The sequence below is a fragment of the Aliisedimentitalea scapharcae genome, assembly GCF_045277565.1.
Classification (GTDB): Bacteria; Pseudomonadota; Alphaproteobacteria; order Rhodobacterales; family Rhodobacteraceae; genus Aliisedimentitalea; species Aliisedimentitalea scapharcae.
Genome location: NZ_CP123584.1, coordinates 1503456 through 1517233, shown reverse-complemented (window position 1 = coordinate 1517233; position 13778 = coordinate 1503456). Strand labels below are relative to the sequence as shown.

Annotated in this window: 13 protein-coding genes; 11 read left to right on the top strand and 2 right to left on the bottom strand. The window is 60.0% G+C overall.

All coding sequences use genetic code 11. The features are described 5' to 3' along the window. Positions 1-59 precede the first annotated feature (59 nt). The 6 genes from QEZ52_RS07115 to eda all read left to right on the top strand — a co-directional run bounded on the left by QEZ52_RS07115 (position 60) and on the right by eda (position 6663). On the top strand, positions 60-1046 hold the full coding sequence (locus QEZ52_RS07115) for a GlxA family transcriptional regulator (RefSeq protein WP_406648907.1): 987 nt from the start codon (positions 60-62) through the stop codon (positions 1044-1046). Between the two features lie 258 nt (positions 1047-1304). Then, positions 1305-1577, top strand: a complete 273-nt coding sequence (locus QEZ52_RS07110) for a hypothetical protein (RefSeq protein ID WP_406648905.1) — start codon at positions 1305-1307, stop codon at positions 1575-1577. Positions 1578-1697: 120 nt separating this feature from the next. After that, positions 1698-2729, top strand: coding sequence for a type I glyceraldehyde-3-phosphate dehydrogenase (gene gap / locus QEZ52_RS07105; RefSeq protein WP_406648902.1), 1032 nt, complete (start codon positions 1698-1700; stop codon positions 2727-2729). A gap of 4 nt (positions 2730-2733) precedes the next feature. Continuing rightward, the gene (gene zwf / locus QEZ52_RS07100) at positions 2734-4182 is read left to right on the top strand and encodes a glucose-6-phosphate dehydrogenase (protein WP_406648900.1); all 1449 of its coding nucleotides are present in this window, start codon (positions 2734-2736) and stop codon (positions 4180-4182) included. Between the two features lie 13 nt (positions 4183-4195). After that, entirely contained in the window at positions 4196-6004 is a 1809-nt protein-coding gene (edd, locus tag QEZ52_RS07095) for a phosphogluconate dehydratase (protein WP_406648898.1), read from the top strand. Positions 6005-6009: 5 nt separating this feature from the next. Next, a complete protein-coding gene (gene eda / locus QEZ52_RS07090; protein ID WP_406648896.1) occupies positions 6010-6663 on the top strand; it encodes a bifunctional 4-hydroxy-2-oxoglutarate aldolase/2-dehydro-3-deoxy-phosphogluconate aldolase in 654 nt (217 codons plus the stop codon). 147 nt (positions 6664-6810) lie between these two features. Here eda and QEZ52_RS07085 read toward each other — a convergent pair whose 3' ends face one another. Further along, positions 6811-7854: an aldo/keto reductase gene (locus tag QEZ52_RS07085; protein ID WP_406648894.1), complete on the bottom strand. Its 1044-nt coding sequence runs from the start codon at positions 7852-7854 to the stop codon at positions 6811-6813. Between the two features lie 132 nt (positions 7855-7986). Between QEZ52_RS07085 and QEZ52_RS07080 the strand changes: the two genes are divergently transcribed. The 5 genes from QEZ52_RS07080 (at position 7987) to metG (ending at position 13352) form a co-directional block, all read left to right on the top strand. Continuing rightward, positions 7987-8385, top strand: a complete 399-nt coding sequence (locus QEZ52_RS07080) for a rhodanese-like domain-containing protein (protein ID WP_406648893.1) — start codon at positions 7987-7989, stop codon at positions 8383-8385. Between the two features lie 403 nt (positions 8386-8788). Further along, entirely contained in the window at positions 8789-9397 is a 609-nt protein-coding gene (locus QEZ52_RS07075) for an ImuA family protein (RefSeq protein WP_406648892.1), read from the top strand. A 186-nt stretch (positions 9398-9583) separates the two neighbouring features. Then, complete coding sequence (locus QEZ52_RS07070; protein WP_406648891.1) at positions 9584-10183, top strand: YceI family protein; 600 nt, start codon at positions 9584-9586, stop codon at positions 10181-10183. A 91-nt stretch (positions 10184-10274) separates the two neighbouring features. Continuing rightward, entirely contained in the window at positions 10275-11498 is a 1224-nt protein-coding gene (locus tag QEZ52_RS07065; protein WP_406648888.1) for an MFS transporter, read from the top strand. Positions 11499-11633: 135 nt separating this feature from the next. Next, entirely contained in the window at positions 11634-13352 is a 1719-nt protein-coding gene (gene metG, locus QEZ52_RS07060) for a methionine--tRNA ligase (protein ID WP_406648886.1), read from the top strand. A 118-nt stretch (positions 13353-13470) separates the two neighbouring features. Here metG and QEZ52_RS07055 read toward each other — a convergent pair whose 3' ends face one another. Then, complete coding sequence (locus QEZ52_RS07055) at positions 13471-13650, bottom strand: hypothetical protein (RefSeq protein ID WP_406648883.1); 180 nt, start codon at positions 13648-13650, stop codon at positions 13471-13473. Between the last annotated feature and the right edge of the window lie 128 nt (positions 13651-13778).

Genomic DNA, 13778 nt, shown 5'->3' with positions numbered 1-13778 from the left:
TCGCAATCAGAGTGCCGCAGCCTTGGGCTCCAAACTTTACAACATGCGAATCGTACTTGATGAAATCCGCAAAAAACATCCTTCAACCCGAACATCGGGCCCTGAAAACCGCCGTCCTGGTGCTGGACGATTGCAACACGCTCAGCTTTGCGGCGACCGTGGATCCGATGCGGGCGGCCAACCGTCTGGCGGGTCGCGCGGCGTTTGACTGGGACTATGTCACCGCCACCGGTGCACCCGCAACGCTGACCAGCGGGGTGCAGGTACCCGGCATCCCGTTGTCGCGATTGGACAGCTGCGAGCTGCTGATTGTGGTCGCCGGATTTCAGCTGGCGCGCCATGCGACGCCCTCGCTTCTGGCCGGATTGCGCCGGATCGCGGGCACCGGTGCCACCATCGCCGGGATCGACGGTGGTCCGTGGTTGCTGGCCGAAGCTGGGCTGCTGAACGGCCATGCCGCGACGAACCACTGGGAAGATCTAGAGAACTTTGCCACCCGCTTTCCCGATGTCGACGTCAGGCAGGATCGTTTCGTGGTTTCAGAGTCGCGCCTGACCAGCGGTGGGGCCACTCCGGCGATCGAAATGATGTTGCACATCATTGGAGCCCGCCATGGCGCAGGCTTTGCCTCGCGCGTGGCTGGGTTGTTTTTGTACGACGGCCCCACGGCCCCTGCTCAGCGTCCGCAAAGCCGCCTGGGTTCGCACAAACACAATGCCCTGACGGCCAAGGCCCACGCCATGATGGAGGCGGCGCTGGACGACCCGATCCCGCTGGCTGAAATTGCCAAATCGCTTGGCAGCTCACCGCGCAGCTTGCAGCAACAGTTCCGCCTGCGGTTGGACACCACGCCACAGGACCATTACCTGCAACTGCGTCTTGCCGAAGCCCGCCGTCTGGTCACAGATACGGAAACACCGCTGATGGACGTGGCGATTGCCACCGGTTTCACATCTCAATCCAGCTTTGCCCGCGCCTTTCGTACCGCTCATGGGACCTCGGCGCGTGACCTGCGGCTGGAAAACCAGCGCACGACCTTACACTGAACTCCTCTCTGTGCCGGGTCGGAAAGCCCCTGGGCACAGGGAAAATCAGAAACGGGCGGGGGCGACGGGCCCCGCTCTCATCCCAATTTGCGCTCGAATAATCCGCCCGTCCAAAATGCCGCCATGTGAAGCAAGTGGCCAATCTATGCGGACACCGCTCATGTGATCCTCTCGGACTGATAAACAACGCTGGCGTTTTTCCGCCTTGTGGATGGCCAAGCGACGTATTGCGTTTTCGACGAAAACTCGGCGGGTCGGATGATGAAACAGGCCGATATTGTCAACGTGCCCGACCAAGACCTGAACTGGATTCTGCCCGCCCCTGTGCCGGTGGAGGAAAAGGTTGAAACTGGTGACACGTTCAACGCCGGATTTCTGACAAACATGTCTGAACTTGGCCAACTGAAAAGGCCCAAGCTGAAAACTCTGTCGCCTAAGGTTTTGGAAGCGGCCTTGTCGCATGGTGCCAGGGTTGCGGCCGTCCCTGTTTTGCGTGCCGGTGCCAATCCCCCGTGGGCAGGAGAGCTTTGAACAAAACCGAGGCCCGAGAGAGGCCCAACAAGAGACTCGCTTTTCCTTTCCGCCTATGTTAGCGCTATCATCAATAGATGCGGCCGCTCTCTGGCCCTATCCCGCGCGGAGGATGAATCAATGACAGTCAAGATTGCAATCAACGGATTTGGGCGAATTGGTCGGGGTGTGCTGCGTGCGCTCATCGAGGGGAACACCCATGATATCGAGGTCATCGCCATCAACGATCTGGCCCCGGCACAGACCATTGCCCACCTTTTGAAATACGACAGCGTTCACGGGCGGCTGAACGAACGCGTTCTTGTGGACGGTGACCGGCTGGTGGTTGGAAAAAACAGAATTCGCCTGACCGCCATCCGCAACCCCCAGGACCTACCCTGGGGAGACGTCGATATCGCCTATGAGTGCACCGGCCTGTTCACGACGCGTGAAAAGGCTGCGCTGCACCTCGACAATGGGTCCAAACGGGTACTGATTTCTGCACCGGGCACGGATGTTGATCGAACCGTTGTTTACGGAGTCAACCATACGGATCTGACACCTGATGACGTGATCATTTCCAATGCATCCTGCACCACCAATTGTCTGGCCCCGATTGCAATGGTCCTAGATCAGGCGTTTGGCATCACAACCGGCTATATGACCACGGTCCATTCGTTCACCGGCGACCAGCCCAGTCACGACACCAGCCACAGCGACCTTTACCGCGCACGGGCCGCGTCACTGTCGATGGTGCCCACGTCAACTGGCGCGGCGCGGGCTATCTCGCTGGTCCTGCCACAGCTCAAGGGCAAACTGGAAGGCTCGGCCATACGCGTACCGACACCCAATGTCTCTTTGGTGGATCTCTCCTTTGTGCCGCGATCTTTGGCAACGCGGGATGACATCAATTCGGTGATCCAAAAAGCGGCGCAGGGTCCGCTTGCCGGTATCCTCTCCTATGAAGAAGATCCGCTTGTCTCGATTGATTTCAACCACGATTCACATTCGTCCTGCTTTGCCGCAGCGCAAACCTCGGTGACAGATGATGGCCTGATCCGTATCGTCAGCTGGTATGACAACGAATGGGGATTCTCCAATCGAATGATCGACACCGGCCGCCGGATCGGAGCCCTGCTCCGAACTGGCAACGCTTTCAGCTTGGCGAGTTGAACCAATGGTGTCTCGTGTTATTCCTGTTGATCCTTTTGACCTGGTTATCTTTGGTGCAACAGGCGACCTGGCGCGCCGTAAAATCCTGCCGGGTTTGTTCCATCGCTTTGCCGTGGGACAAATGCCTGCGGATGCCCGGATCATCGGGGCGGCCCGTTCAGCGATGGCCGAAGACGCCTTCCGCGAACAGATGCGCGCGACCTTGACCGAATTCGCGCCCGACCTGAGCACACAGACCGATGTGCTGGACGGTTTTCTTGCCAAGATCAGCTATGTCTGCGTCGATGCAACTGGGGAACAGGGTTGGACCGAGCTGGGTGAAAAGCTGCGCAATGGCGTGACCCGGGCGTTCTATCTGTCGGTGTCCCCGGCGTTATTTGGTGCGCTTGCGGCCAATTTGAATGCCCATGGCATTGCGACACCCGACAGCCGCCTCGTGGTGGAAAAACCCTTTGGCCACGATCTGGCTTCGGCCAAGGCCCTGAACGCCGATTTGCGCCACAGCTTCGAAGAACATCAGATCTATCGGATCGACCACTACCTGGGCAAGGAGACGGTTCAGAACCTGATGGCATTGCGGTTCGCCAATTCCCTGTGGGAACCGTTGTGGAATTCCACACATGTGGACCACGTTCAGATTACCGTAGCCGAACGCCTCGGCGTCGAGGGGCGCGGCGAATACTATGACCGCTCGGGCGCGATGCGGGACATGGTGCAGAACCACCTGATGCAGCTCTTGTGCCTTACCGCGATGGAGCCACCATCCAGACTGCACCCAAACGCGGTGCGGGACGAAAAAGTCAAGGTGATAGAGGCCCTGGAGCCTGTTCCCCAAGCCGATATCATACGCGGTCAGTATCGGGATCGCGACGGCTCTGGCAGCTACCGTGATCACGCCGGCGACGCCAAGAGCAACACCGAAAGCTTTGTCGCGTTAAAGGTCAATATCGGCAACTGGCGGTGGGCGGGCACACCTTTCTATTTGCGCACTGGCAAGAAACTGCGGGCGCGTACATCAGAGATTGTCGTGATGTTCCGGGATCCACCACACATGATTTTTCCGAAAATGGAGGGGCGGCGCGGAAACGCCCTGATCATTCGCCTGCAACCCGACGAAGGCATCACCCTGCGTACCACGATCAAGGAACCCGGCCCCGGCGGAATGCGGCTGGCCGAGGTCACGCTGGACATGACCTTTGCCGATGCCCTCGGCGAACAGGCCCAAGCCCAAGACGCCTATGAGCGGTTGATCATGGACGTGATTCGAGGCGATCAGACGTTGTTCATGCGCGGTGACGAAGTCGAAGCCGCCTGGGCCTGGGCCGATCCGATCATTTCGGGCTGGGAAGAGGCCCGCCTGGCCCCCGCCCCCTATGATCCCGGCAGCTCGGGACCCGAAGACGCATTGATGCTATTACATCGAGATGGCCGGCGCTGGCGCGAGATTGATTGAAAGGCAACAGAACATGACCCTGAACCCAACGCTCCTCCGCGTCACCGAACGCATCGTTGCCCGCAGCCAAGCAACCCGGAAACCCTATCTGGAGCGCATGGCTCAGGCCACATCCAAAGGTCCGGCCCGGGCGCATCTGTCCTGCAGTGGGCAGGCCCATGCCTATGCGGCAAGCGGTTCTGACAAAGAAGGACTGTGTGATGGGCAATCTGGCAATCTCGGCATTGTTACGACCTACAATGACATGCTGTCTGCGCATCAGCCCTTTGAACGCTATCCCGATTTGATCCGGCAGGCGGCCCGCGATGTGGGGGGAACAGCACAGGTCGCGGGCGGCGTGCCTGCCATGTGCGATGGTGTCACCCAGGGCGAAGCCGGGATGGAATTGAGCCTGTTTTCGCGGGATGTGATCGCGTTGGCGGCTTCGGTGGCGTTGAGCCACAATACTTTTGACGCGGCTGTTTTTCTTGGGGTCTGCGACAAGATCGTGCCCGGACTGGTGATTGCAGCCCAGACCTTTGGCCATCTGCCAGCCGTTTTCCTGCCAGCAGGTCCGATGACCAGCGGGTTGGCAAATGATGAAAAAGCCAAGGTCCGTCAGGACTTTGCAACCGGAAAAGTTGGCCGTGATGCGTTGATGGCTGCCGAAATTGCGGCCTACCATGGCCCTGGCACCTGTACCTTTTATGGCACCGCCAACACCAACCAGATGCTGATGGAATTCATGGGGCTGCATCTGCCCGGTTCCAGTTTTGTGCCGCCAAACACCGAACTGCGCGATGCGCTAACGATCGAAGGCAGTCGGCAAGCCCTGCGCCTCAGCGCCCTGGGCGACAAGTATACGCCAGTCTGCAACATTCTGGACGAAAAGGCTTTTGTGAACGGAATCGTCGGGTTGAATGCCACGGGCGGTTCGACAAATCTGCTGATCCACCTTGTCGCGATGGCGCGGGCGGGCGGAATTGTGCTGGACTGGCAGGATTTTGCAGATCTGTCGGCGGTGACGCCTTTGATGGCACGGGTCTATCCCAACGGGTTAGCAGACGTGAACCATTTCCACGCTGCGGGCGGTCTGGGCTATTTGATCGGCGATTTGCTGAACGCTGGCCTGCTGCACCCCGACACACAAACGGTGGTTGGGACCGGGCTGGAACACTACGCCAGGGATCCGGTGCTTGCCGACGGTACGCTGGGCTGGCGCGACGGCGCAGATCACAGCCTGAACGACAAGATCCTGCGCCCGGCCAGCGATCCGTTCCAACCGACCGGGGGTCTCAGCCTATTGACCGGATCGCTGGGCAGCGCTGTGATGAAAGTCTCGGCTGTGGCTCCCCAACATCAGGTGGTCGAAGCACCCGTACGGGTGTTTGCCGACCAACAGGCCGTCAAGGCAGCGTTCAAGGCCGGGGAATTCGACGGCGATCTGATTGTGGTCGTGCGCTTTCAGGGACCAAAAGCAAACGGCATGCCTGAACTGCATAGCCTGACGCCGCTGCTTTCGATCCTGCAGGGACGGGGCCAGAAAGTTGCGCTGGTCACGGACGGGCGCATGTCTGGTGCATCCGGCAAGGTGCCAGCCGCCATTCATGTCTGCCCCGAAGCTGTCGATGGCGGTCCCATCGCAAAACTTCGGGACGGTGACGTGCTGCGCGTGGATGCCGTGGCCGGAACGCTGGACATCCTGACCACAGGTGTCCTTGATCGCCCGGCCGAGGTGGCGGATCTGTCCGCCAACCAAGCAGGCACGGGCCGCGAGCTGTTTTCCATGTTCCGCAACACCGTCAGTGCCGCCAACACAGGCGCAACCATATTCGGAGGCTGATCGCCATGACACTTACGCCATCTGATGCAAGCCAGCTGACTCGAGGGATTTGTGCGCTCGCCCCTATTGTTCCAGTTCTGGTGATCGACGACATCACCAGCGCCCGCCCCCTGGCCGAGGCGCTGGTCGCAGGTGGATTGCCGGCGCTGGAAGTCACGCTGCGCACGCCAGCAGCCTTGGATGCCATCGCCATCATGGCCCAGGTGCCGGGTGGGCATGTCGGGGCCGGAACCTTGGTCACCCCCGAAGATGTGCGCGCAGCAAAACAGGCTGGCGCAACCTTTGGCGTCTCCCCCGGCGCAACGGATGAATTGCTGAAGGCCTGCGAAGAGGCGGATCTGCCGCTTTTGCCTGGCGCTGCAACTGCAAGCGAAGCGATGCGTCTGTTGGCGCGCGGCTATGACATGCTCAAATTCTTTCCCGCCGAGACCTCGGGCGGTGCACCCGCGCTGAAAGCTATCGGTGCCCCCCTTCCCCAAATCACTTTCTGCCCCACAGGCGGTATCAGCCCAGCGAACGCCAAAAGCTATCTAGACCTCCCAAACGTCATCTGCGCAGGCGGAAGCTGGGTCGCGGCAAAGGACAAGATTGCGGCTGGGGACTGGAGCGGAATCGAAACCCTCGCCCGTGACGCCTCCAAGCTGGGAACCTCATCATGAACGGGATCCGGCAAAAGTTTGATTGGCACCGCGGTCGAAGGAAACCACCACCCGGTCGTTGACGCAGAGGGGGCGTGCCCTGGCACGCCTCTCACCCCCTGTGAAATCGAAGCCTTTGCCGATAGCGTCCGGTCGGGCCGCATCCGGTCAATAGGGCATCGGGTGCGCCCGGTGCGCGACATTGATTTCGTCCAGAACCTCCTGGCTCAACTCCAGATCGGTTGATCCGAGGATGTGATCCAACTGTGCCAACCGTGTCGCCCCAAAGATTGCCGAAGCCATGAAGGGCCGCGTCCGACACCAGGCCAGCGCCATGTGTACAGGGTCCAGCCCATGACGCGCCGCGATCTCCAGATAGGCGTCCACCGCGTCATAAACCCGGTCCGAATGGCGCCCGCCCAACTCCGGGTTAATCGTCTTGCGTGACCCTTCGGGTAGTGCGCCGCCCTGATACTTGCCGGTCAACAATCCGGTCCCCAGCGGCGAAAACGCCAACAGCCCAACATCTTCGTTTACGCTCAGCTCGGCCAGATCGGTGTCATACATCCGGCAAACCAGAGAATATTCGTTCTGGATCGACGCCACTCGTGGCCCGCCCTGCGCATCGGCAATCCGCAGCCATTGTGCCGTGCCCCAGGCGCTTTCGTTCGACAGACCAAAGGCGCGGATATTGCCCTTGTCCACCTGTTCCTGCAGCGCCTCCAGGCATTCGGCCATGTTCGCCAGGGTTTCTTCGCGGTTCTGGCGGGATGGGTCAAAGGTCCAGTTCTGGCGGAACATATAGCTGCCCCGGTTGGGCCAGTGAAACTGATAGAGGTCGATGTAGTCGGTTTTGAGCCGGCGCAGCGAGGCCTCGATCGTGGGGGCAATGGTCGCCGCGCTGATCGGTGCCCCGTCGCGCACGTGCTTCATGCCTTCACCCGAGTGTTTGGTGGCCAGAATGTAATCGCCACGCCGCCCCGTACGTGCGTTCCAATTGCCGATGATTGCCTCGCTGCCCCCAATATTTTCGGGGCTGATCGGGTTTACCGGATACATTTCGGCGGTGTCGATGAAATTCACCCCACACGCCAGCGCCCGGTCAATCTGGGCATGGGCTTCGTCTTCGGGGGTTTGCGTGCCAAAGGTCATGGTACCCAAACACAACTCAGAGACCATCATCCCTGTCCGGCCCAGCGGATTCATTTTCATCGGGACATTCCTTCTTTGTTCGCGGTTGCTGTGAAGGTAACGCTCTGGGGCGCGACCACAAGCCCCCCGTTTTGGCATTGAGCCTTCGCCCTGTTTGCGCCAGCCTGCAACACAACAGCCAAGGAGAACGCCATGCCCCAAACCATCACCACAGGGATCAAAACCCTGGTGGACGACGCCAACAAGGTCGTGACAACCCTGTCTGTGTCCGAGGCCAAAACCCTGTATGACAACGAGGATTACGTGTTTGTCGACCTGCGTGACATCCGGGAACTGCAACGCAGCGGCATGATCCCCGGTGCCTTTTCCTGCCCGCGCGGGATGCTGGAGTTCTGGATCGACCCCGACAGCCCCTATCACAAGGAGGTCTTTAATCAGGACAAGACCTATGTGTTTTATTGCGCCAGCGCCTGGCGCTCGGCGCTGAGCGCGCGCACCGCCCAGGACATGGGGTTGAAGCCCGTGATGCATCTGGAAGGCGGGTTCAGCGCATGGGTCAAACAGGACGGCCCCACGGTTGAAAAGGGCTGAACCGGGACCCAGTTTGGTCGTCGGTGTCGATGTCGGTGCACCGGGCTTTGGGGCCGAAATCTCTGGGGGCAAAATCTTTGAGGGAGATCGGACAGCGCTGTCGGGCTTCAAATGTGAAACATCACGACATTCGACAAGATCGCACGCAGCATCGGCCAGTTTCGCGCCGCTGATGTCGATGAAGATTGTGGTGTAGATGGCGGTGGCGACCGCCCGGTCCCCCAGGCATCAGATTTCGACGCTGCCCGCTTCGTTATGGCCACCAGCCGCCCAGCCCTTTTAGTAAGGGAAACGGTCGATTTGGTTGCGTTGCGACGATGCGCGAGGGGCGGGGCTCCTCCTGTGGTCTGAGAGGTCGTGAAAGAATATTGAGAACATAACTGGAACATAGTAAAGTGCTCTCATGTCGACTCATCTGCTCAGACGCGCGCCAGAGCGGGCGCGCCCGCATCTTACCCTGCTGCCCGGAATCACCCTGTCGCAAGCGCGGGTGCATGAGGCGTGCGGCGCGGCGCGGCGCAGTTTTGCGCTGTGGCTGGCGTCTGTCTGTAGCGGGCCGGTGCTGTGGATTTCTCCGACCTGGGAACCCGGACAGCTGAACCCGGACGGGATGCGGGATTTTGTCGACCCGGGGCGGTTCATCTTTGTCAGCGCGGCGCGGGCCAACGATCTGCTGTGGACGATGGAAGAGGCGCTGCGCGCAGGAGCGGTGCCCCTGGTTGTGGCCGACCTGCCTGCACCGCCCGCACTGACCCCGGTGCGCCGCCTGCATCTGGCCGCCGAACAGGGCGGCACCCTGGGGCCTGCACCGCTGGGGCTGCTGCTGACCCCCGGCGAGGGCGGGGCGCAGGGCATCGAAAGCCGCTGGCGGATGACCCCGTGTCATCAGGCCCGGTTGCGGATCTGGCATCTGGAGCGGCTGCGCGCCCGGACCCTGCCACCGCGCGGCTGGCAATTGCAGCAGCGGGCCCCCGGAGCCGGGATGAACCTGGTGGAGCCGGAAACGGTCTGACCCGCTAACTGGGAGAACGCCAACCTGTTGGGGGCGCTGCCCCCACCGCAGCTCTGCTGCGGCTCCCCCGAGGTATTTCCAACCAGAAAGAAGCAGGAAGGCGGCTCTCTGGACCTGACAAAACAGTGACCCCCGGCTGACAGCGAGCGGAAAGATGTTACGGTCACACACAAAGGGGCGCATCACGTGACATTTCCAAATCGACGCCAAGCGATCGCAGCACTGGCCGGGCTGATCGCCCTACCCCGCACGGCCCTGGCGCAAATGCGGCAGTATCAGTTGGTACAAGGGGAGTCGCAGGTCGGGTTCCTATTTGACCTGCAGGGAAGCAAACAGCGCGGCACCATCCCTGTTCACAAGGCAGATATCCGGATTGATCCCAAGGCCCTGCACAGGGCGGTCGTGGCCGTTGATCTGAATGTAGCCAAAGCCCGTACCGGGATATTTCTGGCAACACAGGCGTTGACCGGACCAGAGGTTCTGAATGTGGCGCACTATCCGATGATCCGTTTTCGATCCACGCAAATCCGATTGGCACCCAGTGGGCGATTGTCAGACGGGGCCGCGGTGATCGGAGACCTGACCATCCGCGACGTGACCCGTCAAATCACCCTGAGCGCTGATATCTACCGCCCCGCAGGCAGCGCGCCGGACGCCCTGGACCGGTTGAGCATTCAATTGAAAGGCAGTATCAGCAGGCAGGCATTCGGAGCGGTCGGATTTCCCAAGCTGGTTGCCGATCAGGTACAGATCGACATCCGCGCCGTGATCCATGTTACGGAATAAGGCGACGAAGTGATGACAATACCCCATTCGCGACATCAATACGTCGAAAAAGCCCAAGCGGCCCGCCCACCTTGCGCCATGGTGTGACGTCATGCGCCTGATCATTTCCTTTGCCGCCCTGTTTTTGTCCGTCATTCTGCTGCAGCTCTCGACCGGAGGGGTCGGGCCGCTAGATGCAATTTCCGGCCTGTCGCTGAACTTTAACAAGGGACAGATCGGTCTGTTGGGGTCGGCGCATTTCTTGGGCTTTTTCATTGGCTGCTGGTGGGCCCCGCGGTTGATGGGGTCGGTCGGGCATTCGCGTGCTTTTGCCGTCTGTACTGCGTTGGGTGCCATGGGGTTGATCGGCCACACGTTGACCGAAGACCCTTATGTCTGGGCGATGCTGCGGATTGCGTCGGGCACCTGCGTGGCCGGCTGTTACACCGTGATCGAAGCCTGGCTGAATTCAAAGGTCACCAATGAAAACCGCGGCCGCGCAACCGGGGTTTACCGCATCGTCGACATGAGCGCATCGCTGGGAGCCCAGTTGATCATCGCCGTACTGCCGCCGGCCAGCTATGTGTCCTATAACCTGTTGGCAATCCTGTGCTGTGCTGCCTTGTTGCCATTGACCCTGACCAAGGCGAGCCAGCCCGAAACACCCGATGCGCCCCGTCTGCGGCCCAAATTGGCCTGGCGCTGTTCGCCTCTGGCCGTGGCCGGTGTGATCGTCGCGGCGCTCAGTTCGGCATCCTTTCGGATGGTCGGTCCGATTTACGGCCAGGAAGTCGGGTTAGAGATCGGGCAGATCGCGTTTTTCCTGGCGGCTTTTGTTCTGGGTGGTGCGTTGGCGCAATATCCGATGGGCTGGTTAGCCGATAAATACGACCGCCGCTGGGTGCTGATCTGGTTGTCTGTCGTCGCCATTGTGTCCTGTGGCATCACCATGATGGCCAGTTCGTCAGGCATCACTGGCGTCATGCTGTCGGCGGTCTTTTTTGGCTTTACCACCTTTCCGATCTTTTCTGTCTCGGCTGCCCACGCCAATGACTTTGCCACATCAGAGCAGCGAATCGAGCTCGCCGCCGCGCTGATGTTCTTTTTTGCGTTGGGGGCCATTGCCGCCCCCTATGTCGCCTCCAGCCTGATCGAGGCCTATGGCCCCGGAGCCCTGTTCGGATTCATCGCGTTGGGCCATGTGGTGCTGATCATCTTTGGCCTGACCCGGATGCGGGCCCGCCCAACCCCCGAAGACCGGACCAAATATGTCTATTCGCCGCGAACGTCCTTTGTGGTCGGCCGGTTGTTGCGACGTCAGCGCGAGCGTCGCTAGCCCAGGCAGCCCAGCCTGACACAGTGAGAAAGACGTGACTTTCCCCCCCGGTGTACAAATGGGCTTCGTTTCGGGGGTGACGCATACCCATAGCTGCGGTAAACACGCCCGCACCACATCAGACGGCGGATAAAAATGGCGCGGATTCTCATTACCTCGGCAATTCCCTATATCAATGGGATCAAACACCTGGGCAACCTTGTGGGCAGCCAGCTGCCGGCGGACCTGTATGCCCGGTATCAGCGGTGCCGGAACAATGAAGTCATGTTCCTGTGCGCCACCGATGAACACGGCACCCCGGCCGAGCTGGCCGCCGCAAAGGCCGGCAAGCCGGTCGCCGAATATTGTGCCGAGATGCACGCTGTCCAGGCCGAGATCGCCAAGGGATTCTGCCTGAGCTTTGATCACTTTGGCCGATCCTCCAGCCCGCAGAACCACGTGCTGACCCAGCATTTTGCAGGCAAGCTGGCAGAGGCAGGGTTGATCCGCGAAGTCTCAGAAAAACAGGTGTATTCCAACGCTGATGGCCGGTTCCTGCCCGATCGCTATATCGAAGGGACCTGTCCCAACTGCGGCTATGACAAGGCGCGCGGCGACCAGTGTGAAAACTGTACCAAACAATTGGACCCGACCGATCTGATCGAACCACGCAGCGCGGTGTCGGGGTCCACCGATCTGGAAGTGCGCGAGACCAAACACCTGTATCTGTGCCAGTCCTCTCTGAAGGAGGATCTGGACGCCTGGATCGACAGCAAGGCCGACTGGCCTATTCTGACAACCTCGATCGCCAAAAAGTGGCTGCACGACGGTGACGGATTGCAGGACCGTGGCATTACCCGCGATCTGGATTGGGGTATCCCGGTGAAAAAGGGTGGCCATGATTGGCCCGGCATGGAAGGCAAAGTGTTCTATGTCTGGTTCGATGCCCCCATCGAATACATCGCCTGCGCCGGTGAATGGGCCGAGGCCAATGGCAAGACAGACGCCGATTGGGAACGGTGGTGGCGCACCGACAAAGGGGCCGATGACGTGCGCTATGTCCAGTTCATGGGCAAGGACAATGTGCCCTTCCACACGCTCAGCTTCCCGGCGACCATTCTGGGTTCGGGCGAGCCATGGAAGATGGTCGACCACCTGAAATCCTTCAACTACCTGAATTATGATGGCGGTCAGTTTTCGACCTCGCAAGGGCGCGGCGTGTTCATGGATCAGGCGCTGGAGATCCTGCCCGCCGATTATTGGCGCTGGTGGCTGTTGAGCCATGCTCCGGAAAACAGCGACAGCGAATTCACCTGGGAAAACTTCCAGCAGTCGGTGAACAAAGATCTCGCGGATGTGCTGGGCAATTTTGTCAGCCGCATCACCAAATTCTGTCGCTCGAAATTTGGCGAAGCGGTGCCTGAGGGTGCCGAATATGGGCCGCAGGAACAGGCATTGATCGACGAGGTCACTGCACGGGTCCGCACTTATGAAGCCCATATGGAAGCTATGGAAGTTCGCAAGTCCGCCCAAGAGCTGCGTGCAATCTGGGTTGCGGGCAATGAATATCTGCAAAATACCGCGCCATGGTCCGTGTTCAAAACCGACCCCGAACAGGCCGCTGCGCAGGTCCGGCTGGGCCTGAACCTGGTTCGGCTTTATGCCGTGCTGAGCGCGCCGTTCATTCCACAGGCCTCGGCCAGTATGCTCGAGTCGATGAAATGCACCGACGACAGCTGGCCCGATGATGTGCCGGCCGCGTTGTCCGCGCTGACACCGGGACATGAATTTGTCGTCCCCGAAGTTCTGTTTGCCAAGATCACCGACGATCAACGCGAAGATTGGCAAACCCGGTTCTCGGGCACCCGGGACTGACCGATCCCGGTGGTCGACATCTGATCCTTGCACAAACACAAAAGCACCCCGCATCGCTGCGAGGTGCTTTTTTTTCAATCCGTCGTCGGAAAACCCGACACCACAAGAGACTGGCGTCTTATTCCACCACCTGCCCGTTCATCTCTTCGCGGGCCAGATGCCCGATTTCAGCACAGGCGTCATAGTCACCGGCAACGCAGCGTTCTTTGGTCGCGCGCCGCTCTTCTGTCGGTTGCTTCCAGCCGCCACAAGCCGTCAAAATCAACGGCAAGAGCAGCACGAGTGAAATACGTTTCATGTCTCCAATCCCCAAAAGCTTTGCCCCATAATGCGTAAAATTCTCTCTGAAACCAAAGGGAGATTTGAAAAAACCTGATATTTCAGGCCGGTCGCCCCCTGGATTGTTTCAGTTGAAGCACAAATACA

Bases quoted from the DNA above. Each gene is read 5' to 3' on its own strand.
- metG (WP_406648886.1), top strand. From the start codon at position 11,634: ATGGCGCGGATTCTCATTACCTCGGCAATTCCCTATATCAATGGGATC.
- edd (WP_406648898.1), top strand. From the start codon at position 4,196: ATGACCCTGAACCCAACGCTCCTCCGCGTCACCGAACGCATCGTTGCC.
- QEZ52_RS07110 (WP_406648905.1), top strand. From the start codon at position 1,305: ATGATGAAACAGGCCGATATTGTCAACGTGCCCGACCAAGACCTGAAC.
- QEZ52_RS07085 (WP_406648894.1), bottom strand. From the start codon at position 7,854: ATGAAAATGAATCCGCTGGGCCGGACAGGGATGATGGTCTCTGAGTTG.
- zwf (WP_406648900.1), top strand. From the start codon at position 2,734: ATGGTGTCTCGTGTTATTCCTGTTGATCCTTTTGACCTGGTTATCTTT.
- QEZ52_RS07115 (WP_406648907.1), top strand. From the start codon at position 60: ATGAAATCCGCAAAAAACATCCTTCAACCCGAACATCGGGCCCTGAAA.
- gap (WP_406648902.1), top strand. From the start codon at position 1,698: ATGACAGTCAAGATTGCAATCAACGGATTTGGGCGAATTGGTCGGGGT.
- eda (WP_406648896.1), top strand. From the start codon at position 6,010: ATGACACTTACGCCATCTGATGCAAGCCAGCTGACTCGAGGGATTTGT.
- QEZ52_RS07075 (WP_406648892.1), top strand. From the start codon at position 8,789: ATGTCGACTCATCTGCTCAGACGCGCGCCAGAGCGGGCGCGCCCGCAT.
- QEZ52_RS07065 (WP_406648888.1), top strand. From the start codon at position 10,275: ATGCGCCTGATCATTTCCTTTGCCGCCCTGTTTTTGTCCGTCATTCTG.
- QEZ52_RS07055 (WP_406648883.1), bottom strand. From the start codon at position 13,650: ATGAAACGTATTTCACTCGTGCTGCTCTTGCCGTTGATTTTGACGGCT.
- QEZ52_RS07080 (WP_406648893.1), top strand. From the start codon at position 7,987: ATGCCCCAAACCATCACCACAGGGATCAAAACCCTGGTGGACGACGCC.